Raw genomic sequence first — 26,634 nt, forward strand, 5'->3', positions numbered from 1 at the left:
AATCCAACCTGCCTTCTCTTGTAGCCGGGTGCCGCCCTTTCGTACGCCGACACTATTGCGGGGTCATCAACGTCCCGCCCATGAACGGGTAATGCGGCGGTCTCCCGGCCTGTGACCGGGGTGGTTACCGCCCGGTGGAGCCGCGCTGAGAGGGCCGAGAGGACCACCTGCCTACGATCTCGAAGCAGTGTCACCGAAATGCCTTTCAAGGTCGCCCAGTTCGGCCGGATTCACTGGAAAGGGAAGTCGAGCGCGATGACGAATCAGCACCATTTCCACAGGGCCGCTCAGGGCGACGGGCCCGTCGAGGGCGTCGCGGTCGTCGGAGTGTCCTGCCGGCTTCCCGGCGCGGACGGCCCCGGGGCATTCTGGGACCTGCTGCGCACCGGATCGGACGCCATCACCCCGGTGCCCGGCGGGCGCTGGCTGCCCGCCTCCGGTGAGCCGGCCTACGAGGCGGCCCGGCCGGGGACGCGCCGGGGCGGGTTCCTGGACCGGGTGGACACCTTCGACGCGGAGTTCTTCGGCATCTCACCGCGCGAGGCCCTCACCATGGACCCCCAGCAGCGGCTGGTGCTGGAACTGGCCTGGGAGGCCCTGGAGGACGCCGGCACCCTCCCGGCCGCGCTGCGCGGCACCCGTACCGCCGTGTTCGTGGGCACCCTGCGCGACGACTACGCGGCACTGCTCTACCAGTACGGCGACCGGGCGCTCACCCAGCACACCATGACCGGCGTCAACCGGGGCGTCATCGCCAACCGGGTCTCCTACCACCTGGGCCTCAACGGACCGAGCCTGACCGTCGACTCGGCGCAGTCCTCCTCGCTGGTCGCCGTCCATCTGGCCTGCGAGTCCCTGCGCTCCGGCGAGAGCGACACGGCGATCGCGGCGGGCGTCAACCTGAACATCCTCGCCGAGAGCGCGGCCGCCGGGGAGCGGTTCGGCGGGCTCTCCCCGGACGGCACCACCTACACCTTCGACGCCCGCGCCAACGGTTTCGTGCGCGGCGAGGGCGGGGCGGTCCTCGTCCTCAAGCCGCTGGCCCGCGCGGTGGCCGACGGCGACCGCGTCTACGGGGTCATCCGCGCCAGCGCGGTCAACAACGACGGGGCGACCGCGGGCCTGACGGTCCCCGGCCGGCCGGCGCAGGAGCGTGTCCTGCGCGAGGCGTACGAGAAGGCAGGCATCGACCCGGCCACTGTGCAGTACGTCGAACTCCACGGCACCGGGACCCCGGTGGGCGACCCCGTGGAGGCGGCGGCGCTGGGCGCGGTGCTCGGCGCGGGCCGGGCCCCGGGCGCGGGGCTGCGGGTCGGCTCGGCCAAGACCAACGTGGGCCACCTCGAAGGCGCGGCCGGCATCGTCGGCATGCTCAAGGCGCTGCTGGCGCTGAGCCACCGCCGGCTGCCCGCGAGCCTCAACTTCACCGCCGCCCACCCCCAGATCCCCCTGGACGAGCTGGGACTGGAGGTGCAGCGGGAGCTGACCGAGTGGCCCGCGCCCGAGCGGCCGCTGGTGGCCGGGGTCTCCTCCTTCGGCATGGGCGGCACCAACGCGCATGTCGTCCTCACCGAGGGCCCGGTGTCCCTGGCACCCGGCGCTCCCGCCCACCGGGCGGCCGCCGCTCCCGGTGTGGTCCCGCTGGTGCTCTCCGGGCGCTCGGACACAGCGCTGCGGGCCCAGGCCGCCCGCCTGCGGGACGCCCTGGCGGGCGAGAGCGCGCCGGTGACCGCCGACGCCGCCTGGTCCCTGGCCACCACCCGTACCGTCTTCGAGCACCGGGCGGTCGCACTGGCCGCGCCCGGCGGCGGCCCCGGCCTCCTTCACGCGCTCGACGCCCTCGCCGACGGCGAAACCCCGGCCGATGTGGTGCGCGGCACGGCCGGCCCGGGGCGGCTCGCCTTCGTCTTCACGGGGCAGGGCTCCCAGCGTGCCCGGATGGGCCTGGAGCTGTACGGGGCGTTCCCCGCGTTCACCGAGGCCTTCGACGCGGTCCGCGCCGAGCTGGACCCGCTGCTGGAGCGGCCGCTGCTGGAGGTGATCGCCTCCGGGGAGGGCCTGGAGGAGACCGGGTACGCCCAGCCCGCGCTCTTCGCCCTCGAAGTGGCCCTCTACCGGCTGGTCGAGTCCTGGGGCGTGGTGCCGGACCTTCTCGCCGGCCATTCCATCGGTGAGATCGCCGCCGCGCACGTCGCGGGGGTCTTCGACCTGCCGGACGCCGCGCGGCTGGTCGCCGCGCGCGGGCGGCTGATGCAGGCACTGGCGCCCGGCGGTGCGATGGTCGCGGTCGAGGCCACCCCCGGCGAGGTGTCCGCGCTCCTGGCCGGCCAGGAGCACCAGGCGGGCATCGCCGCGGTGAACGGGCCCCGCTCGGTGGTCCTGTCCGGTGCGCGAAAGAGCGTCCTGGCGCTCGCGGAGCGGCTGCGCGGCCAAGGACGCAGGACAAAACGGCTGAATGTCTCGCACGCCTTCCACTCCCCGCTGATGGACCCGATGCTCGACGGCTTCCGTACGGTCGTGGACGGGCTGGACCTGCGCGCGCCCCGCATCGGCGCGGTGTCCTCGGTGACCGGGGAACCCGTCGGCGAGGCCTGGTCGTCGGCCGCGTACTGGGTGGAGCAGGTACGCCGCCCGGTGCTGTTCGCGGACACGGTGCGCGCCCTGGAGGACGCGGGCGCCACCGCGTTCGTGGAACTGGGACCCGACGGGGTCTGCTCGGCGATGGTCCGCGACAGTGTCCGGGAGAGGGACGCGGTGCTCGCGGTGGCCGCGCTGCGCCGGGGACGGCCGGAGGCAAAGACGCTGCTGGCGGCCCTGGCGGCGGTCTTCGTCCGGGGTACGCACGTCAACTGGGGTGCGATCCCCTCCTACGGCGACGCCCGGCGCGTACCACTGCCCACCTATGCCTTCCAGCGGGAGCGCTACTGGGTCTCGGGCACCGCTCCCGCCCGCGAGCTCGCGCCCGGGCGGGAGGCTCCCACGGGTGAACTCGCCCCCGGCGGGCGGGAGGCTCCCACGGGTGAAGTCGCGCCCGGCGGGCGGGAGGCCGGCGCACCGGGGGCGGGGCCCGCGGTGGACGCGGACGCGCTGGTGGCCGGGCTGGTCGCGGCGGTGCTGGAGTATCCGGCCGGGCGGCGGGTGCCCCCGCACGCCACGTTCAAGGAGCTGGGCTTCGACTCGCTGATGTCGGTGGAGCTGCGCGACGCGCTGGCCTCCGCGACGGGGCTGCGCCTGGCCGGCGGGCTGCTCTACGACCACCCCACACCGGGCGCCCTGACCAGCCACCTCCAGGCCGTCCTCGCCGGGAAGGACGGTCCGGGGGCCGAGGGGCCGGCGCTGCCCGGCGGGCCGGACGAGCCGGTCGCCATCGTCGGCATGGCCTGCCGCTACCCCGGCGGCGTGGCCTCGCCCGAGGACTTGTGGCACCTGGTGGCCGGCGGCGGGGACGCCGTCTCCGCGTTCCCCGCCGACCGCGGCTGGGAACGGGACCTGTACGACAGCGACCCGGCCCGCAGCGGGCACAGCACCGTGCGCGAGGGCGGGTTCCTCAAGGACGCGGCCCGCTTCGACAACGCCTTCTTCGGGATCTCGCCGCGCGAGGCGCTGGCGATGGACCCGCAGCAGCGGTTGCTCCTGGAGACCGCCTGGGAGGCGGTGGAGCGGGCGCGGCTGGACGCGGACACGCTGCGGGGCAGCCGTACGGGCGTGTTCATCGGCGCCACCACCCTGGATTACGGGCCCCGGATGCAGGACGCGCCCGACAGCGTCGAGGGCTATCTGCTGACCGGCACCACCCCCAGCGTGATGTCCGGGCGCATCGCCTACCAACTGGGCCTAGCGGGCCCGGCGGTGACCGTCGACACGGCGTGCTCGTCCTCGCTGACCGCCCTGCACCTGGCCCTGCGGTCACTGCGCTCGGGCGAGTCGGCACTGGCGATCGCGGGCGGCGCCACGATCATGTCGTCCCCCGGGATGTTCGTGGAGTTCTCCCGGCAGCGGGGGCTGGCCGCCGACGGCCGGTCGAAGTCGTTCGCGGCCTCGGCCGACGGCACCTCCTGGGCCGAGGGCGTGGGCCTGCTGGTCCTGGAACGGCTCTCCGACGCGCGGAAGAACGGGCACCAGGTCCTGGCGGTCGTCCGCGGCAGCGCCATCAACCAGGACGGTGCCAGCAACGGACTTACCGCACCCAACGGCCCCGCCCAGGAACGGGTCATCCGCGCGGCACTGGCGGACGCGGGCCTGAACCCGGCGGACATCGACGCCGTGGAGGCGCACGGCACCGGCACCCGCCTGGGCGACCCCATCGAGGCCGAGGCCCTCATCGCGACCTACGGGCACGAGCGCGGGGACCGCGCCCCCGTCCTGCTCGGATCACTCAAGTCGAACATCGGGCACGCCCAGGCCGCGGCCGGGGTGGGCGGCGTCATCAAGATGGTGCAGGCCATGCGCCACGGCGTCCTGCCCCGCACCCTGCACGTGGACGAACCGACCCCGATGGTCGACTGGTCCCCGGGCACGGTGAAACTCCTCACCGAGGCCACCGACTGGCCCGACACCGGGCGGCCGCGCCGGGCCGCCGTCTCCTCCTTCGGCATCAGCGGCACCAACGCCCACGTCATCCTCGAACAGGGCCCGCCCACCCCCGAACCCGCCCCCGAGCCCGCGCGTGAGCTGTCCGGGCCCGCACCCTGGCTGCTCCACGCCCAGGACGAGGCGGCACTGCGCGAACAGGCCGCCCGCCTCAGCGCGTTCACCACCGGCGCGGCCGGTGCGTACGACACCGGGTTCTCCCTGGCCACCACCCGTACCGCGCTCCCCCACCGGGCGGCGGTCGTCGCCACCACCCCGCAGGACCTCCTGGCCGGCCTGGACGCGCTCGCCGGGGGCCGGGAGGACCCCCGGGTCGTCACCGGCAGCGCCGCGGCCCCGGGCAAAACCGCGTTCCTCTTCACCGGCCAGGGCGCCCAGCGCACCGGCATGGGACAGGAACTGTACGAGGCCTACCCGGTCTTCGCCCAGGCACTGGACGCCGCCTGCGCCGCGCTGGACGCGCATCTGCCGCAGCCCTTGCGCACGGTGCTGTTCGCCGCCGAGGGCACCGCGCAGGCGGCGGTGCTGCACCGCACCGCCTACACCCAGCCCGCCCTGTTCGCCGTGGAGGTCGCGCTGTTCCGCCTGGCCGCGCACCACGGGCTCACCCCCGACCTGCTCGCCGGGCACTCCATCGGCGAACTGGCCGCAGCCCACTGCGCGGGCGTGCTCTCGCTCAAGGACGCGGCGGCTCTGGTCGCCGCCCGCGGACGGCTGATGGAGTCGGCACCCGCCGGCGGGGCGATGATCGCCATCGAGGCGAAGGAGAGCGAACTGGCCGCCGACCTGGCCCAGTTCAGCGGCCGGCTGTCCATCGCCGCGGTCAACGGCCCCACCTCCCTGGTGGTCTCCGGCGACCAGGACGCGGCCGAGGAACTCGCCGGGCGGTGGCGGGCACAGGGCCGCAGGACACGCCGGCTCCAGGTCAGCCATGCCTTCCACTCCCCCCACATGGACGGCGTCCTGGAAGAGTTCCGCGCCGTCGCGGCCTCACTGACCTGGCACGCCCCGCGGATACCGATCGTCTCGACGGTCACCGGGCGCCTGGCCACCACCGGCGAACTCACCTCACCCGACTACTGGACCGGGCAGATCCGCGAGGCCGTACGGTTCCTCGACGCGACCCGGGAACTGCAGGCGCGCGGCGCCACCGTGTTCGTCGAGATCGGCCCGGACACCGTCCTGGCACCACTGGCCCAGGGCTGCCTCACCGGCGAGGACACCCACACCGTGGCGCTGCTGCGCGCCGGACGCCCCGAGCCGCGGACCCTGGTCACGGCCCTGGCCACCGCCCGGGTCCACGGAGCACCCCTCGACGGTGCCTCGTTCTTCCCCGGCGGCCGCCCCCTCGATCTGCCGACCTACGCCTTCCAGCGCGAGCACTACTGGCTGGCACCCCACGCCCCCGGTGACGCACGGACACTGGGCCTGGATTCCGCGGACCACCCGCTGCTGTCCACCGCCATGGACCTCGCGGACGGTGAGGGCCTGGTCCTGACCGGTCTGCTGTCGGCCGCCACACACCCCTGGCTGGCCGACCACACGGTGGGCGGCGGAGTGCTCCTGCCCGCCACGGCCTTCGTCGAACTGGCCCTGGCCGCCGGCACCCGGACCGGCGCGGACCGGGTGGGCGACCTCACCCTGGAGGCCCCGCTGCCACTGCCCCAGGACACGGCCGTCCGGGTCCAGGTCTCCGTGGGCGCTCCCGGCCCCGACGGCGCCCGGCCCTTCGCCGTACACGCCAGGCCGGACGCCACCGGGCACGGCCAGACACCCTGGACACGCCACGCCTCCGGTGTCCTGGGCGGCCCACCCACCAACACCAACACCAACACCGGCACCGGCACCGGCACCGGCACGCATGATCTCGCGCAGTGGCCGCCCGCCGGGGCGACCGCCCTGCCACTGGAGGGCGTGTACGAGCGGCTCGCGGACCTCGGATACCACTACGGCCCCGCCTTCCAGGGGCTGACCGGCCTCTGGTCCTCGGGCGAGGACCTGTACGCCACCGTGCGCCTGCCCGACGACCAGCACGCGCAGGCCGCCCGGTTCGCCGTGCACCCCGCGCTCCTGGACTCCGTACTGCACCCCCTGGTCCTGCACGCCGCCGACGCGGCGGGCGACGGCGCGCTGCGGCTCCCCTTCGCGTGGGCCGGCACCCAGCTGTACGCGAGCGGCGCCACCACACTGCGGGTACGGATCTCCCCGGCGGGCCGGGACACCTTCGCGCTCACCCTCGCCGACACCACCGGCACCCTGGTGGCCGAGGTGGAGTCCCTGGCCCTGCGCGTGGTCCCCCAGGAGGCGCTCGCCGCCGCGGTGGCCGGGCACACCGAGGGGCTGTACCAGGTCGAGTGGATGACCGTACCGCCCGCCGCCACACCCGCGGCCGCGGGCCCGGGCCCCCGGATCGCGTGGGCCCGGGGCACCGAACTCCCCGAAGCAGAAGGACTGGAGGCCGTGGTCGTCCGCACGGCAGACCTCGGCGCCGGCGCCGGGGACCCGCTGGCCGCGGTGCACGGGACCGTACAGGACGCCCTGGCCCTGGTGCAGCGGTTCCTCGCCGACGACCGGTACGCCCACACCCGCCTGGTGTTCCTCACCCGGGGAGCGGCCGGAGCCGGACACCCCGGGGAAACCGGCGCCCTTCCCGGCGCCGGGGTATGGGGCCTGATCCGCTCGGCACAGAGCGAGCACCCGGACCGCCTGGTCCTGCTCGACTCCCCCACCCCCAACACCCCCAACACCCCCGCCGGTCCCGCCAACCCCGCCAATCCCGCCGACCCCGCCGACCCCGCCGGTCCTTCCGACCCCGCCGACTCCGCCGGTCCTTCCGACCAGGAGATCGCCGCGGCCCTGGCCACCGGTGAGCCCCAGCTCGCCCTGGCCGGAGGCGGCCTGCGCGCGCCCCGGCTGGTGCGGGCCGCACAGGACACCGCCACCCCCGCGGCCCCGCTGGACCCCGACGGCACGGTCCTGATCACCGGCGGCACCGGCGGTCTGGGCGCGCTCTTCGCCCGCCACCTGGTCACCGGACACGGGGTACGGCATCTGCTCCTGGCCGGCCGGCGCGGGCCCGACGCCCCCGGCGCGGGCGAACTGCGCTCCTCGCTGGAGGAACTGGGCGCCCAGGTGACCTTCGCGGCCTGCGACGTGGCCGACCGCGACCAGCTCGCCGCCCTGCTGGACACCGTGCCGGCCGGGCACCCGCTGACCGGGATCATCCACACCGCCGGCGTCCTGGACGACGCCACCGTCCAGGCCCTGACCCCCCAGAGCCTTGAGGCCGTCCTGCGCCCGAAGGCGGACGCCGCCTGGCACCTGCACGAACTGACCCGGCACCTGCCCCTGTCGGCGTTCGTCCTCTTCTCCTCGGTCTCCGGGCTCACCGGCACACCGGGACAGGCCAACTACGCCAGCGCCAACAGCTACCTCAACGCCCTGGCAGCGCACCGCCACACACTCGGCCTCGCCGCGACCTCCCTGGCCTGGGGCCTGTGGGACGCCACCCACGGCATGGGCGGCACACTCGGCGAGGCCGGGGTGGCCAGGTGGGCCCGGGCCGGTGTCCGCCCGCTCACCCCGCGCCACGGCCTGGCCCTGTTCGACCGCGCGCTGGCGGGCGGACGGGCGCTGAGCGTGCCCGCCGACCTCGACCTGGCCGCCCTGCGCGCCCGTACCGAAGCACCCGCACCGCTCCTGCGCGCCCTGGTCGCCCCCGCCCCCCGCCGCACCCCCGCGGCGGCGGCCGCGGGCGGCGGCACCGGCTGGGCCCGGGAGATGGCGGCACTGGAGGAGGACAAGCGCCGCGAGGCGGTCCTGGAACTGGTGCGCTCCACCGTGGCCGGCGTGCTGGGGCACACCCGTGCCGCGGCCGTCGATCCGCGCCGCGCCTTCAACGAGATCGGCTTCGACTCACTGGCCGCGGTGGAACTGCGCAACCGGCTCAACACCGCCACCGGGACCCGGCTGCCCGCCACCGTGGTCTTCGACCACCCGTCCCCGCAGGCCCTGGCCGACCGCCTGGTCACCCTGGCCGCGGGCACGGGTACCGGTGCGGCGGCGGCGCGGCCCGCCCCGGCACGCGCCGCCGCCGCGACCGAGGAACCGATCGTGATCGTCGGCATGGCCTGCCGCTACCCCGGCGGCGTCACCTCACCCGAGGACCTGTGGCACCTGGTCGCCGAAGGCACCGACGCCATCAGCGAGTTCCCCGTCAATCGGGGCTGGGACCTGGACCGGCTCTACGACCCCGACCCCGACCACACCGGCACCTCCTACGTGCGCCACGGCGGGTTCCTCCACGACGCCGACCAGTTCGACCGCGAGTTCTTCGGGATCTCACCGCGCGAGGCCATCGCGACCGACCCCCAGCACCGGCTCCTGCTGGAAACCGCCTGGGAGACCCTGGAGAGCGCCGGCATCGACCCGGGCACCCTGCGCGGATCGCGTACGGGCGTGTTCGCCGGGGCCATGTACGACGACTACGTGTCGCGGCTGGCCGCCAGCCCGCCGGAGTACGAGGGCTTCCTGCTGGCCGGGAACCTCTCCAGCGTCGTATCGGGCCGCCTGTCCTACACCTACGGCTTCGAGGGCCCCGCCGTCACCGTCGACACCGCCTGCTCCTCCTCCCTGGTGGCACTGCACCTGGCGGCGAACGCGCTGCGCAACGGCGAGTGCGACCTGGCCCTGGCAGGGGGTGTGACGGTGATGGCCGGGCCCAGCGTCTTCGTCGAGTTCTCCCGCCAGCGCGGCCTGTCCGCCGACGGGCGCTGCCGCTCGTTCGCGGCCGGCGCGGACGGGACCGGCTGGTCGGAAGGTGTGGGCCTGCTGCTCGTCGAACGCCTCTCCGACGCCCAGAAGAACGGGCACCGGATCCTGGCCGTGCTGCGCGGCAGCGCCGTCAACCAGGACGGCGCCAGCAACGGCCTCACCGCCCCCAACGGCCCCGCCCAGGAACGCGTCATCCGCCAGGCCCTGGCCAGCGCCCGCCTCACCCCCGCCGACGTCGACGCCGTCGAGGCCCACGGCACCGGCACCCGCCTCGGTGACCCCATCGAGGCCCAGGCACTCCTCGCCACCTACGGGCAGGACCGGCCTACCGGACAACCCCTGCTGCTGGGCTCACTCAAATCCAACATCGGGCACGCGCAGGCGGCCGCCGGGGTCGGCGGCGTCATCAAAATGATCCAGGCCCTGCACCACGGTGTCCTGCCCAAGTCGCTGTACGCGAACGAGCCGACCCCGATGGTCGACTGGGACTCCGGCGCCGTCAAACTGCTCAGCGAGGCCACCGACTGGCCGGCGACCGGGCGCCCGCGGCGCGCCGGGATCTCCTCCTTCGGCATCAGCGGCACCAACGCCCACGTCATCATCGAGCAGCACACCCCCGCCCCGGCCCCGGCCGCCTCCCGGCCGCAGACCACCCCCACCCCCGCCGCGGCCCTGCCCGTCGTGCCCTGGCTGCTGTCCGCGCGCGGCGAGGACGCCCTGCGCGCGGCGGCCGGACGCCTGCACACCCACCTCACCGGCCGGCCCGACGCCCCTCTCGCGGACATCGGCCTGTCCCTGGCCACCACCCGCACCCTGCACGAACACACCGCCGCGATCCTCGCCGCGGACCGCGACGGCCTGCTGGAAGGCCTGGCCCAGCTCGCCCAGGGACAGACCCCGGCCACCGTGGTACGCGGCGGGCCCCCCGCACAGCGCGGGAAGACCGCGTTCCTGCTCACCGGGCAGGGCGCCCAACGCCTGGGCATGGGGCGCGGGCTGTACACGTCCTCACCCGTGTTCGCCGCCGCCTTCGACGCCGTGTGCCACTACCTGGACCGCGAGCTGGTACGCCCCCTCAAACAGGTCCTCTTCGCACCAAAGGGATCCGCGGACTCGGCACTGATCGACCAGACGGCCTTCACCCAGGCGGCACTGTTCGCGGTGGAGACCGCCCTGTTCCGGCTCGCCGAACACCACGGCCTGACCCCGGACTTCCTCCTCGGCCACTCCATCGGCGAGGTCACCGCCGCCCACCTCGCCGGAGTCCTCGACCTCCCCGACGCCTGCGTCCTGGTCGCCGAGCGCGGCCGGCTCATGCAGGCCGCCAAGGAAGGCGGCGCCATGGCCGCGATCGAGGCCACCGAGGAAGAAGTACGCGAGAGCCTGGCCCAGGAGACCGGCACGGTGAGCATCGCCGCGGTCAACGGCCCCCGCTCCACCGTCATCTCGGGCGACGCGCAGAACGTCGAACAGCTCAGCACCCTGTGGCGCGAACGGGGCCGCAGAGCCACCCGGCTGCCGGTCAGCCACGCCTTCCACTCCCCCCACATGGAAGAAGTACTGGACGAATTCCGCACCGTCGCCCAGGACCTCACCTTCCACCCGCCCCGCATCCCCGTCGTCTCCAACCTCACCGGCACCCTCGCCACCACCGAACAGCTCGCCTCCCCCGAATACTGGGCACGGCACATCCGCGAAGCGGTGCGCTTCCACGACGGAGTCCGCCACCTCGCGGAACTGGGCGTCACCGAATGGCTGGAGCTGGGCCCCGACGGCGTCCTCACCTCACTGGTACGCCAGTGCCTGGAAGAAGACGACGACAACACGGCGGCCGGGGTCCTCGTCCCGGCCCTGCGCCGGGGCCGGGACGAGGCGGCCGTCTTCGCCACCGCCCTGGCCCACCTCGCCCTGCGGGGCGCCCCGGTGCGCTGGGAGAACGTCTTCCCCGGCGCCCGCCGCACCGACCTGCCGGGCTACGCCTTCCAGCACCGGCGCTACTGGCTGGACGCCCCCGCCGGCGCCGGCGCGGGTGACGCGGCCGGATTCGGCATGTTCGCCGCCGACCACCCCTTCCTCGGCGCCGCCGTCATGCTGGCCGACCGCGACGAACACGTACTGACCGGCCGGCTCTCCCGGCACACCCACCCCTGGCTCAGCGGCCACACCATCGCCGGCACCGTCCTGGTGCCCGCCACCGGACTCCTCGAACTCGCCGTCAAAGCCGGCACCCACAGCGCCACCCCGGTGGTGGAGGAACTCACCCTGGCCGCCCCCCTCGTCCTGCCCGAACACGGCGGCCTCCAGCTCCAGGTATCCGTATCGGCCCCGCAGGACGACGGCGGGCGAACCGTGCGCATCCACACCCGCCCCGACAACGACGACACCCACACCTCCGGGGCATGGGACCTGCACGCGCACGGACGCCTGACCACCACCCCCCACACCCAAACCACCGGTCCCGGTGCTGCTGGTGCTGGTGCTGGTGCTGGTGGGGGTCTGGGGGTGTGGCCGCCGCCCGGCGCGACCGAGAACGACCTGAGCGGCGCCTACCAACGGCTCGCCGAGGAGGAATACGCGTACGGCACGGCGTTTCAAAACCTGCGGCGCCTGTGGACCGGCCCCGGGGGCGAGCTGTTCGCCGAAGTCTCACTCGGTGAGGAACTGCGCCCCGACGCCGGCCGGTTCGCCCTGCACCCCGCCCTCCTGGACGCCGCGCTTCACCCGCTGCTGCCCGCCCTCACCGGCCACCCCGGCACACCCCTGCTGCCCTTCTCCTGGACCGGCGTCACCCTCCACACCACCACAGGCCCCGCGGACCTGCGGGTCAGGCTGACCCCCGCACCCGGCACCGCCCCAGGCTCACCGGCCTACGCCCTCAGCGTCGAGGACACCACCGGAACACCGGTGGCCACCGTCGAGGCACTCACCCTGCGCCCCCTGTCCGCGGACCTCCTGCGCCCCGCCGACCACACCACCGCCAACGGCCTGTTCCAGGTGGACTGGACCCCGCCCGCCGCCGGACCCGCCACCACACCGGGCGCAGAAGTAGCCGTCATCGGCGACCCTGCCCACACCCCCTGGGCACCCGGGGCAACCGCCCACACCTCGCTCGGCGAACTCCGGGACACCCTCGACCACGGCGCCCGGACACCCTCCCTGGTCCTGCTCCCCCTCCTGGACACCACACCCACGGACGGGGCCGGGGTCCCGGACGCGGTCCGCACCGTACTGCACCACCTGCTGGCACAGGTACAGCAATGGCTGGCGGACGACCGGTTCGCCTCCTCACGCCTCGCCGTCATCACCCGCAACGCCGTCCCCACCACCCCCGGGCAGGAAACAGACCTGGTACACGCCCCGGTCTGGGGACTGCTGCGCAGCGCACAGAGCGAGAACCCGGGCCGGATCGTCCTCGCCGACCTCGACCACAACGAACACGGCGGCCCGCACAGCCCGCCCCTCCTGGACACCCTTTGGGGCGACGAACCCCAACTGGCCGTACGCCAGGGACAAATCCTCGTACCGAGACTGGCCCGCGCCCTGCCCACCACCCCCCACCCACACCCGCACCAGGCCCAGGACCCGGATCAAGTCCAGGACCAGGACCCTGATCAGGCCCAGGGTTCCGGCCAGAACCCGGACTCCGCCCCCGCCCGGGGCGAGGGCACGGCCGGGGGCGAGGGCACCGTCTGGGGCGAGGGCACGGTCCTGGTCACCGGCGCCACCGGCGCCCTGGGCGCGGTCCTCGTACGGCACCTGGTGCGCCGGCACCACATACGCCACCTGCTGCTCGTCAGCCGGCGCGGCGACGGCGCCCCCGGCGCGGCCGACCTGCGTACGGAACTCCTGGACGCGGGCGCCACCGACATACGCTTCGCCGCCTGCGACACCGCCGACCGCGACCAGCTCGCCGCCCTCCTGGACACCGTACCGGCCGCGCACCCGCTGACCGCGGTCGTCCACACCGCCGGCGTCCTGGACGACACCACACTCCAGGCCCTGACCCCCGAACGCCTGGACACCGTCCTGCGCCCGAAGGCCGACGCCGCCTGGCACCTGCACGAACTGACCCGGCACCTGCCCCTGACCGCGTTCGTCCTCTACTCCTCGGTCGCCGGGCTGCTGGGCACCGCGGGACAGGCCAACTACGCCGCCGGGAACACCTTCCTCGACGCCCTGGCCGCACACCGCAGGGCACTGGGCCTGCCCGGCACCTCACTGGCCTGGGGCCTGTGGGCCCAGAGCAGCACCCTCAGCGGGCACCTCGCCGAGGCCGACCTGCGCCGGCTGGCCCGCTCCGGACTGCGGCCGCTGGCCACCGACGACGCACTGGCCCTCCTCGACGCCGCACCCGCCACCGGCCAGGCCCTGCTCGCCCTCACCCGCCTGGACACCGCCGCACTGCGGGCCTCCGGCGAACGGCCAGGACCCCTGCTGCGCGGCCTGGTCCGCGGGGCACCCCAACCCGCCACCACCACGGCCGGCGGGCCCCCGGCCGGACCCACCCTGGTCGAACGCCTGGCCGCCGTACCGGCCGGCGAGCAGAGCCGTATCCTCACCGACCTGGTACGCGCACGGGTCGCCGAGGTACTCGGACACCCGGACCCCACCGCGATCGCACCCGAACGCGCCCTCCAGGAACTGGGCTTCGACTCACTGACCGCCGTCGAACTGCGCAACCGGCTCGCCGAGGCGACCGGACTGCGGCTGCCCACCACCCTCGCCTTCGACCACCCCACCCCCGGCGCCCTCGCCGTTCACCTGCGCGAACGGCTCGCGGTCAAGGAGAGCACCCCGGACGAGGCGGTACTGGCCGAACTGGCCCGCCTCACCCCCGCCATCACCGCCCTCACCACCCTCACCGGCAACGGAGGGAACGGAGGGAACGGGGGGAACCCCGGAAACGGCGGCAACGGCGGGGGCGGGGGGAACGGCGGGGGCGGTGGGGACGGCGGGCCGCGCGGGCGGGTCATCGCCCGGCTGCGGGAACTCCTGGACTCCGCGGAAGCCGCGCACACGCCCGCCCCCGGGGACGGCGAAGCCGACCTGTCGGGCGCCACCGACGAGGAGCTGTTCGCCCTGCTCGACGACCTCGAATGACCACGCACCCTCCCGGCGCACGCGCACCCACGACGCAGCAGACCGATCCCACAGGAGTGGAGAACACCATGGCGGGCGAGGACAAACTCCGCGACTACCTCAAGAAGGCCATCGCGGATGCCCGTGACGCACGCAGGCAACTGCACGAGGCAACGGACCGGCAGCACGAGCCGATCGCGATCGTCGGCATGGCCTGCCGCTACCCCGGCGGCGTCACCTCACCCGAAGACCTGTGGGACCTGGTCGCGAAGGGCACCGACGCCATCAGCGAGTTCCCCGTCAATCGGGGCTGGGACCTGGAGCGGCTCTACGACCCCGACCCCGACCACGCCGGCACGTCGTATGGGCGGGAGGGCGGCTTCCTCCACGACGCGGACGGCTTCGACGCGGACTTCTTCGAGATGTCCCCCCGCGAGGCCCTGGCCACCGACCCCCAGCAACGGCTCCTGCTCCAGACGACATGGGAGGCACTGGAGAGCGCCGGGATCACCCCGGGAGCGCTGCGCGGTTCGCGTACGGGGGTGTTCACCGGGGTGATGTACAACGACTACGGCTCCCGCCCCCACCTTCCGGCCGACGGTTTCGAGGGGTATTTGTTCAGCGGCAGCGCGGGCAGTGTCGCCTCGGGGCGCCTGTCCTACACCTACGGTTTCGAGGGCCCGGCGGTCACGGTCGACACCGCCTGCTCCTCCTCGCTGGTGGCGCTGCACCTGGCGGCGAACGCGCTGCGCAACGGCGAGTGCGACCTGGCGCTGGCGGGGGGTGCGACGGTGATGTCGACGCCGGTCGCGTTCGTCGAGTTCTCGCGGCTGCGGGGGCTGGCGGCGGACGGGCGCTGCCGGTCGTTCGCGGACGGCGCGGAGGGGACCGGCTGGTCGGAGGGTGTGGGCCTGCTGCTCGTCGAACGCCTCTCCGACGCCCAGAAGAACGGGCACCGGGTGCTGGCCGTGCTGCGCGGCAGCGCCGTCAACCAGGACGGCGCCAGCAACGGCCTCACCGCCCCCAACGGCCCCGCCCAGGAACGCGTCATCCGCCAGGCCCTGGCCAGCGCCCGCCTCACCCCCGCCGACGTCGACGCCGTCGAGGCCCACGGCACCGGGACGCGCCTGGGTGACCCCATCGAGGCCCAGGCACTCCTCGCCACCTACGGACAGGACCGCCCTACCGGACAACCGCTGCTGCTGGGCTCGCTGAAGTCGAACATCGGGCACGCGCAGGCGGCGGCCGGGGTCGGCGGCGTCATCAAGATGGTCCAGGCCCTGCGCCACGGTGTCCTGCCCAAGTCCCTGTACGCGAACGAGCCGACGCCGATGGTCGACTGGGACTCCGGCGCGGTCAAACTGCTCAGCGAGGCCACCGACTGGCCGGCGACGGGGCGTGCGCGGCGCGCGGGGGTCTCGTCCTTCGGTTTCGGCGGTACGAACGCCCACGTCATCGTGGAAGAAGCCCCACCCACCCCGCCCACCCCGCCCACCCCAACGGCCCCGCCGGGGCTGCCGGGGGAGCCGGGGGAGCCGGGCCCGGAAGGGGTGCGGCCGGCCGGGGTGGTGCCCTGGGTCCTGTCCGCGAAAACCCCCCAAGCCCTTGCCGGGCAGGCACAGAGGCTGCTGGCGCATGTCGGGGCCGATCCCTCGCTCACCGTGCGGGACATCGGGTACTCGCTGGCCACCACCCGTACCGCCCTGGATCACGGTGCGGTCCTGGCCGGCAGCACCCGCGACGAACTCCTCGCGGAATTAAGGTTACTGGCGCAGGGGGTCCCGGCGGGGGGCGGGCGGCCGGTGCCGGGACGGGTCGCGTTCCTGTTCACCGGGCAGGGCGCCCAGCACCCGGGCATGGGCATGGAGCTCTATGCCGCCCATCCCGTCTTCGCCGACGCCTTCGACACCATCTGCGCCCACTTCGATCCCCACCTCTCACGTCCTCTGCGGGAGATCATCGCCACGGGTGAGGGTCTCGATGACACCGCTCACACCCAGCCGGCGCTGTTCGCTCTCGAAACCGCGCTCTACCGGCTGGTGGAAAGCTGGGGCATCGTCCCCGATTACCTGGCCGGGCACTCCATCGGTGAAGTGACCGCGGCTCACGTCGCCGGCATCCTGACGCTGCCCGATGCCGCACGGCTCGTCACCGCGCGCGCCCGCCTCATGCAGGCCATGCCCCCCAACGGGGTCATGATCGCCGTCCAGGCGTCCGAGGACGAGGTCCGCCCGCTGCTCGCGGGACGGGAGAGCGAAATCGGAATCGCCGCTGTCAACGGGCCCGCCTCGGTCGTGATCTCCGGCGACGCGCAGGCGGCCGGGGAGGTCGCCGCCCTGCTCGGCGAACAGGGACACCGGACGCGGCGGCTCACGGTGTCGCACGCCTTCCACTCCCCTCATATGGACGGCATGCTCGACGACTTCCGCACCACCGCGAAACAACTCACCTACCATCCCCCGGCCATTCCCGTCGTCTCCACCCTCACCGGCCGCCTCGCAGGCGGCGACGACCTGCGCACCGCCGACTACTGGGCCAACCAGGTCCGCCACGCCGTCCGCTACAACGACGCACTCCACACCCTGCAAGAACACGGCGTCACCACACTGCTGGAGCTGGGGCCCGACGGTGTGCTGAGCGCGCTCGCGGTGGCGGGCGCGGAGCGACCCGAGGCGCTGACGGCCGTACCGGCACTGCGCCGGGGACAGCCGCAGGCCCGGACCCTGGCCGGCGCGATCGGCACCTTGCACCTGAACGGGGTACGGGTGGACTGGGAGGCCTCCTTCGCCGGCACCGGCGCCCGGCGTATCCCCCTGCCCACCTACGCCTTCCAGCACGAACCCTTCTGGCTCACACCCGAGATCCCCGCCGCCGACGCCGCCCAGGAAGGCGCACTGGTCCACCGCGCCTGGGAGCCCCTCGAACTGCCCGAGCCCCCCGCAACGGCACGCTGGGCCGTACTCACCCCGGAAGAACCCGGCACACCGGACCGCACACCGGTTGACACACCAGTCGGCACATCAGTTGACGCACCGGTCGGCGCACCGGTTGGCACATCGGTTGGTTCACCGGTGGGGGTGCTGGCGGGGGCGGCGCGTTTCTCGCGGGTCGCGGACCTCGCGGCCCAGGCACAAGGCGGGGCGGCGCCCACCGCCGTACTCCACCACCTCACCGCCTCCAAGGAGGCACCGCACCAGGCCCTGGCTCTCGCCCGGCAGTGGCTCGCGGAGGACCGGCTGGCGGACATCCCCCTGGTCGTAGTGACCCACAACGCCGTCCCCGCCGGCCAGGTCCCCGATCCCCACACCGCCGCCGCCTGGGGACTCCTCAGCTCGGCACAGTCCGAGGCACCGGGCCGCGTCATCCTCATCGACGCCCCCCCGGACACGGATCCCGCCGTCCTGGACACCATCGTCGCCTCCGGCCGGGCCCGCACAGCCGTACGCCCCGAAGGAATCCTCGCACCCCGGCTGCGCCCCGTACCCGCAACCGCCCCCGCTCCCGCCCCGGTGTTCGACCCCGCGGGCACCGTCCTGATCACCGGCGGCACCGGGACCCTGGGCTCGCTGGTCGCCCGCCACCTCGTGACCTTCCACGGCGTGCGCCACCTGCTGCTGACCAGCCGCCAGGGTGACCAGGCCCCCGGAGCACAGGACCTGGTGACCGCCCTGTCCGGTCTGGGTGCCACGGTCACGGTCACCGCCTGCGACGTCACCGACCGGGACGCGCTCGCCACACTGATCACCCACATCCCGGCCAACCACCCCCTGGACGCCGTCGTCCACACCGCCGGCGTCCTCGACAACGGCCTCCTGTCCGCGATGACCCCCCAGCGCCTGGCCGCGGTCCTCGCACCCAAAGCCGACGGCGCCCGGCACCTGCACGAACTGACCCGGGACCTGGACCTGAGCGCGTTCATACTGTTCTCCTCGGCCGCCGGGGTGTTCGGCGCACCCGGCCAGTCCAACTACGCCGCCGCCAACGCGTATCTCGACGCGCTCGCCGAACACCGCGCCGCCCACAACCTGCCCGCCACCTCCATCGCCTGGGGCCTGTGGCAGACAGGAGGAATCAACGCGGACCTCGACGAAACAGAGCGCACCCGCTGGGCACGCGAGGGCTTCCGCGCCCTCACCGACCAGGAGGGACTCACCCTCCTCGACGACGCCCTGGCCTCAAAACGCCCGGCACTGATCGCCGGCGTGAGTACGGCGGCCCCCGCGGGGGGCCCCGCCCGGCCACCGGCCGGCACCACCCCGGCCACCCTCACCGAACGCCTCGCCAGGCTCCCCGCGACCGAACGGGAACCCTACCTGTCCGCCCTGGTCACCAAAGAGATCGCCTCCGTACTGGGCCACGCCTCAGCCACCGCCCTCACCCCCGGCAGGCCCTTGCAGGAACTCGGCTTCAACTCCCTGACAGCCGTGGAACTACGCAACCGGCTCAGCGCCGCCGCCCACCTCCCCCTGCCCGCCACCCTCGCCTTCGACCACCCCACCCCCGCAGCACTCGCCGCGTTCCTCCTCACCCTGGCCCAACCCCCCGCCGAAGACCCCGCCACCACCGCCCTGGCCGAACTCGACCGCCTGGAAGCCTCCCTGGCCGCCCTGCCACCCCAGGACGAATCCCGCCCCGCCCTCTCCGTACGCCTGCACGCACTGCTGGGCAAACTCAACGCCGAAACAACCGAGGGCAACAGCGGGGAACAGGACGAGCGGTTCGCGACCGCCTCGACCGACGACATCTTCGACTTCATCGACAACCAACTCGGCCGCGGCACCGGCTGACACCCGGCCACCACCACCCCCCACCCGCCCAGGCACACCCCACAACACACCCCACCACCAACACCACCCCCACCACCAACGCCACCCCCATCACCGCCGCCATCACCGCCACCGCCGTTTCCGCCACCGCCACCACCGCCGCGTTTCCGGTGCCGGCACCGTTTCCGGCACCGGCCCACCGGCACTGACGAGGAGAGACTGATCCCGCATGTCCGCTGACCCGTCCAAAGAGCAGAAGCTGGTCGACTACCTGAAGTGGGTCACCGCGGATCTGCAAAAGGCCCGTGAGCGAATCACCGACCTGGAGAACGCCGGTGAGGAACCGGTCGCCATCATCGGGATGGCCTGCCGGTTCCCCGGCGGCGTCACCTCACCCGACGGCCTGTGGGACCTGGTGGCCGAAGGCACCGACGCCATCGGCGACTTCCCCACCGACCGGGGCTGGGACCTCGAACAGCTCTACTCCCCCGACGCCGACACCCCCGGCACCTCCTACACCAGAGAAGGCGGATTCCTCGACGGAGCCGCCCTCTTCGACGCCGGCTTCTTCGGCGTGTCCCCCCGCGAAGCCCGGGCGATGGACCCCCAGCAGCGCGTCCTCCTGGAAACCGCCTGGGAAGCACTGGAAGACGCCGGGATCGACCCCGCCTCACTCCAGGGCTCCAGCACCGGCGTGTTCGCCGGCCTGGTGGAACAGAGCTACCTCGGCCTCGAAGGACCCCAGGAACTCGAAGGCCACCTCATGACCGGCCGCCTCAGCAGCGTCGCCTCCGGCCGCATCGCCTACACCCTGGGCCTCGAAGGCCCCGCCGTCTCCATCGACACCGCCTGCTCCTCCTCCCTGGTCGCCCTGCACCTGGCCGCCCAGTCACTACGCAGCGGCGAATCAACACTCGCACTGGCCGGCGGCGCCACCATCACCGCCACCCCCGGCGGCTTCATCGACTTCTCCCGGCAAAAGGGCCTGGCCCCCGACGGACGCATCAAATCCTTCGCCGCCGCGGCCGACGGCACCTCCTGGTCCGAAGGCACCGGCATCCTGGTCATCGAACGCCTCCGCGACGCCCAGAAAAACGGCCACCGGATCCTGGCCGTCCTGCGCGGCAGCGCCGTCAACCAGGACGGCGCCAGCAACGGCCTCACCGCCCCCAACGGCCCCTCACAAGAACGCGTCATCCGCCAAGCCCTCGCCAACGCCCGCCTCACCCCCGCCGACATCGACGCCGTCGAGGCCCACGGCACCGGCACCCGCCTCGGCGACCCCATCGAAGCCCAAGCACTCCTCGCCACCTACGGCCAGAACCGCCCTACCGGACAACCCCTCCTCCTGGGCTCACTCAAATCCAACATCGGACACACCGTCGCCGCCGCAGGCGTCGGCGGCGTCATCAAAATGGTCCAGGCCCTGCGCCACCGTGTCCTGCCCCCCACCCTCCACATCGACGAACCCACCCCCATGGTCAACTGGTCCTCCGGCGCCGTGGAACTCCTCACAGAAAAACGCCCCTGGCCCACCCGCGGAGACCAACCCCGGCGCGCCGCCGTCTCCGCGTTCGGAGTCAGCGGCACCAACGCACACGTCATCATCGAAGAAGCCCCACCCACCCCGCCGCAGGAGCCGGCCCCGCCGGGGCTGGCGCGGGAGCCGGGCGCCGAAGCGGTGCGCACGGCCCGGGTGGTGCCCTGGATCCTCTCCGCCAAGACCCCCCAAGCCCTCACCGGGCAGGCACAAAGGCTCCTGGCGCACGTCGAGGCCGACCCCTCGCTCACCGTGCCGGACATCGCATACTCGCTGGCCACCACCCGCACCACCCTCGACCACGGTACGGTCCTGGCCGGCAGCACCCGCGACGAACTCCTCGCGGAACTACGGTTACTGGCCGAAGGCACCCCGGCGGGAGGCGGCCGCCCGGTGCCGGGACGAGTCGCGTTCCTCTTCACCGGGCAAGGCGCCCAGCACCCGGGCATGGGCATGGAACTCTACGCCGCCCACCCCGCCTACGCCGACGCCTTCGACACCATCAGCGCCCACTTCGACCCCCACCTCCCACGGCCCCTGCGCGAGATCATCACCACCGGTGAAGGCCTCGACGACACCGCCCACACCCAGCCCGCCCTCTTCGCACTCGAAACCGCGCTCTACCGGCTGGTCGAAAGCTGGGGCATCGTCCCCGACTACCTCGCCGGGCACTCCATCGGCGAAGTCACCGCCGCCCACCTGGCAGGTGTCCTGACCCTGCCCGACGCCGCACGGCTCGTCACCGCACGCGCCCGCCTCATGCAGGCCATGCCCCCCAACGGCGCCATGATCGCCATCCAGGCGTCCGAGGACGAAGTCCGCCCCCTGCTCGCGGGACGGGAAAGCGAAATCGGAATCGCCGCTGTCAACGGGCCCGCCTCCGTCGTGATCTCCGGCGACGCGCAAGCGGCCGGGGAGGTCGCCGCCCGGCTCGGCGAACAGGGACACCGGACCCGGCGCCTCACCGTCTCGCACGCCTTCCACTCCCCCCACATGGACGGCATGCTCGACGACTTCCGCACCACCGCCAAACAACTCACCTACCACCCCCCGGCCATCCCCGTCGTCTCCACCCTCACCGGCCGCCTCGCAAACGGAGACGACCTGCGCACCGCCGACTACTGGACCAACCAAGTCCGCCACACCGTCCGCTACAACGACGCACTCCACACCCTGCAAGAACAAGGCGTCACCACACTGGCCGAACTGGGACCCGACGGCGTACTCACCGCCCTCGCACAAAACGCGTCCACCCAGAACCCCGGCACCCTCACCACCACCGCCCTGCAACGCCGCGGCCGGCCCCAGACCCACACCCTGGCCACCGCCCTCGGCCAACTCCACCACACAGGAGCAGGACCCGACTGGGAGACCTACTTCACCGGCACCGGCGCCCGGCGCATCCCCCTGCCCACCTACGCCTTCCAGCACGAACGCTACTGGACCGAACCCACCACCCCGCCCGCCGACGCCACCGGACTCGGACTCCTCCCCGCCACACACCCCCTGCTCGGCGCCGCACTCCCCCTCAGCGGCACCCAGGAAACCGTATTCACCAGCCGCCTCTCCCGCACCACAACCCCCTGGCTCACCACCCAAACCCGCGGCGGGATCCCCGTCCTGCCCGAATCCGCCCTCGTAGAACTCGCCATACGCGCCGGCGACCAAGCACACTGCACCTCCCTCGCCGAACTCCACATCACCCAACCCCTCACCCTCCCCACCGAAGGAGCCATCCACCTCCAAATCCGCCTCGGCGCCCCCGACACCAACAAACAACGCACCCTCACCTTCCACACCCGCCCCGACCACACCGAAGCCCCCTGGACCCCCCACGCCCACGGCCTCCTCAACACCACACCCACCCCCACACCCAGCACCCCCTCACCAAACCCCAGCCCATGGCCACCCCCCGGCGCCACCCCCATCAACCCCCACACCCTCTACGAACAAACCGCCAAAAACGGAACACAATACGCCCCACAAGCCCAAGCCCTGACCCGCCTCTGGCAACACGAACAAAACCTGTACGCCGAAGTAGAACTGCCACACAACACCCCCACAGAAACACACCCCTACGCCCTACACCCCCTCCTCCTCGACGCCGCCCTCCTCCCCCTCCTCACCCCCACCCCCACACAAACCAACACCGAACCCGAAACCGGGACTGAGGCCAGGACTGAGGCTCAGGCCGGGGCCGAGGCCGGGGCCGAGGCCATGGCCGGGGCCGGGACTAAGGCCAGGACTGAGGCTCAGGCCGAGGCCGAGGCTGAGGCTGAGGCCGAGGCCGGGACTGAGGCTGAGACCGGGACTGAGGCTCAGGCCGAGGCCGGGACTGAGGCTGAGACCGGGACTGAGGCCGGGGCTACGGAAACCGGGGCCGCAGAAGCCGGCCCCAAGAACGGGGCCAGGGAAAACGAGGCCAAGGCCGGGGACAGGAAAGCCGGAACCGAAGCCGCAGCCGGAGCCGGAGAAACAGGAGCCGGGACCGGGGAAGCCGGAACCGGCGCTGGGGGCGCCGGGGCCACGCACACCGGGACCGGGACCGGGGCGAAGACCGGCACCGCAGCCGAAGCCGGGGAAGCCGGCACCGCAGCCGGGACCGGGGCCACGCACACCGGAGTAGAGACCGGGGAAGCCGGAGCCGGGGCTGGGGGCGCCGGGGCCACGCACACCGGGACCGGGGCCGGGGCGAAGACCGGCACCGCAGCCGAAGCCGGGGAAGCCGGAACCGAGGCCGGGGAAACCTGGACCGGAACCGGGACCAGGGCAGGAACCGGAACCGGAACCGGGACCGGAGCCGGGACCGGGGCGGGGACTGTCACCGCCCTGCACAACGTGCGGCTCCACGCCGCGGGAGCGACCACCCTGCGCGTCCACCTCGCCCGGGACCCCGAAGGCACCGTGAGCGTACGGCTGGCCACCCCCGCGGGACAGCCCGTCGCGGACATCACCGCCGTCACCGTGCAACCCCTGGACCTGACCGCACTCGCGGCCACCGCCTCCCGCGACCACGAAGCGCTCTTCCACCTCAACTGGACACCCCACCACCTCACCCCACCCCCCACACCCACACCCCACGGCGCACCCGCCGCCGACGCACCGGACGGCGACGCACCGGACGGCGACGCACCGGACGGGGGGAACGTGACGGAGTACCTGCGCTCCGCCGACCCGGCCGATCCCGTGGCCTCGCTGCACGACACCACCCTGCGCGCACTACAGCTGGCCCAAGGCCATCTCGCCGACGAGGACAGCACCCACACCCTGACCGTCGTCACCTCCGGCGCCCTGAGCACCACGCCCGGCGAGCCGGTCACCGACCCGGGCGCCGCCGCGGCCTGGGGCCTCCTGCGCTCCGCCCAGTCCGAAGCACCCGGCCGTATCATCCTCATCGACGCCGAACCCGGCACCGACCCGGACCTCATCGCCGCGGTCGCCGCCTCCGGCGAACCCCAGGCCGCGATCCGCCAGGGCACCATGACCGTGCCCCGCCTTTACCGCGCCACCCGCCCCGAGCCCCCCACCACACCCGCGTTCACCCCCGGGGGAACCGTCCTGATCACCGGCGGCACCGGAACCCTGGGCTCCCTCTTCGCCCGCCACCTCGCCACCTCACACGGCGTGCGCCACCTCCTGCTCGCCAGCCGCCAAGGCCCCCACGCACCCGGAGCCCGCGAACTCACCGCGGAACTCCACCGCCTCGGCACCACCGTCACCATCAAAGCCTGCGACGCCGGCGACCGCACCCAACTCGCCGCGCTCCTCGACACGATCCCCCCCAGCCGGCCCCTCACCGGCATCATCCACACCGCCGGAATCCTCGACGACGGACTCATCCCCGCCCTCACCCCCCAACGCCTCGCCGCGGTCCTCACCCCCAAAGCCGACGCCGCCTGGCACCTGCACGACCTCACCCGCCACCTCCCCCTCACCGCCTTCGTCCTCTTCTCCTCCGTCGCCGCCCTCATCGGCGGCCCCGGCCAGGCCAACTACGCCGCCGCCAACGCCTCCCTCGACGCCCTCGCCCACCACCGCGCCGCCACCGGCCTGCCCGCCACCTCCATCGCCTGGGGCCTGTGGGCCCAAAGCACCGGACTCACCGGCAACCTCAGCGAAACCGACCTCAAACGCATCGCCCGCACCGGCCTCCTCCCCGTCCCCACCACCCAGGGCCCCACCCTCCTCGACCTCGCCCTGCGCACCGGCCGCCCCGACACCGTAGCCACCCCCCTCGACCTCACCGCCCTCAGCGAACAACCCCGCATCCCCACCGTCCTCACCACCCTCACCCCCCACCCCCCACGCCCACACATCCACCACCACACCACCCCCGCCCCCACCCTCACCGAACAACTCACCCACCTCACCGGCGACCAAGCCCACGAAGCCGTCACCCGCACCATCCTCGAAGAAATCGCCGAAACACTCGGACACACCACCCCCCAGCACATCGACCCCCACCGCCCCTTCCAACAACTCGGCCTCGACTCACTGACCTCCATCGAACTACGCAACCGCCTCACCACCCGCACCCACCTCAAACTCCCCGCCACCCTCGTCTTCGACCACCCCCACCCCCACGCCCTCGCCACCCACCTCCTCACCCACCTCACCCCCACCACCGAAACCGGCAACAGCACCACCCCCGGCACCGAAACCAGCACCGGCAGCGCCGAACCCCCCACCACCACCGACACCACCGACTACACCGCCGACATCCACCTCGACGACGACATCCACCCCCCCACCCCCCACACCCCCCACACCACACCACCCCGCCACATACTCCTCACCGGCGCCACCGGCTTCCTCGGCACCTTCCTCCTACGCGACCTCATGCGCACCACCACCGCCCACATCCACTGCCTCATCCGCGGCACCGACACCACCACCGCCCTCCAACGCCTCAAAACCAGCCTCCAGTGGTACCAAGCCTGGGACGACATCGACCCCACCCGCCTCACCATCCACCCCGGCGACCTCGCCCAACCCCTCCTCGGACTCACCGAAAACACCTTCAACACCCTCGCCCGCACCCTCGACGTCATCCACCACGCCGGAGCCACCGTCCACTGGCTCCACCCCTACACCACCCTCAAACCCGCCAACGTCGGCGGCACCCAAGAAATCCTCCGCCTCGCCACCCGCCACCACACCATCCCTGTCCACTACGTCTCCACCGTCGGCGTCTTCAACGGCCCCCGCACCCCCGGCACCCCCCTCAAAACAACCGACCCCACCGGACCCCCCCAACACCTCCCCAGCGGCTACCTCAAAACCAAATGGGTCGCCGAACAAATCCTCAACATCGCCCGCCAACGCGGCATCCCCGTCACCACCTACCGCGTCGACGTCATCTCCGGCGACCAAAAAAACGGTGCCTGCCAAACCCGCGACTTCGTCTGGCTCACCCTCAAAGGCATCCTCCAAACACAAACCGCCCCCACCCCCACCCAAGGCCGCTTCCACCTCCTCCCCGCCGACTACGTCAGCGCCGCCATCCTCGCCCTCTCCAACAACCCCCACACCACCAACCACACCTACCACCTCCACAACCCCCACCCCCTCACCCTCACCGACTGCATCAACCACCTCCGCACCCTCGGCTACCCACTCCACAACACCACCCCCCAACAATTCACCCAAACCATCCAAAACGACCCCAACAACGCCCTCCAACCCCTCCTCCACGCCTACACCCTCATGACCAACCACACCGACACCTTCTACCCCCCCATCGACACCACAGAAACAACCCACGCCCTCACCGGAACCCACATCCACTGCCCCCCCATCACCCCCCAACTCCTCACCACCTACATCCAATTCTTCATCAACCAAGGCCACTACCCCCCACCCCCCAACAACAACAACCCAAACCAC

Annotated in this window: 2 protein-coding genes and 1 pseudogene; all 3 read left to right on the plus strand. The window is 73.1% G+C overall.

The window, feature by feature from the left end; translation table 11 throughout:
• Nucleotides 1-255: 255 nt before the first annotated feature.
• Complete coding sequence (locus ACIO1C_RS33535) at nt 256-14,463, plus strand: type I polyketide synthase (RefSeq protein WP_401870948.1); 14,208 nt, start codon at nt 256-258, stop codon at nt 14,461-14,463.
• Nucleotides 14,464-14,576: 113 nt separating this feature from the next.
• Nucleotides 14,577-19,229 (plus strand): annotated as a pseudogene (locus tag ACIO1C_RS33540) (type I polyketide synthase); the annotation flags it as partial.
• A gap of 208 nt (nt 19,230-19,437) precedes the next feature.
• Nucleotides 19,438-26,634 (plus strand): type I polyketide synthase (locus ACIO1C_RS33545; RefSeq protein WP_401870950.1); only part of this gene is annotated, 7,197 nt, incomplete at its 3' end.

It is taken from the genome of Streptomyces sp. NPDC087420 (genome assembly GCF_044744165.1).
GTDB lineage: Bacteria > Actinomycetota > Actinomycetes > Streptomycetales > Streptomycetaceae > Streptomyces.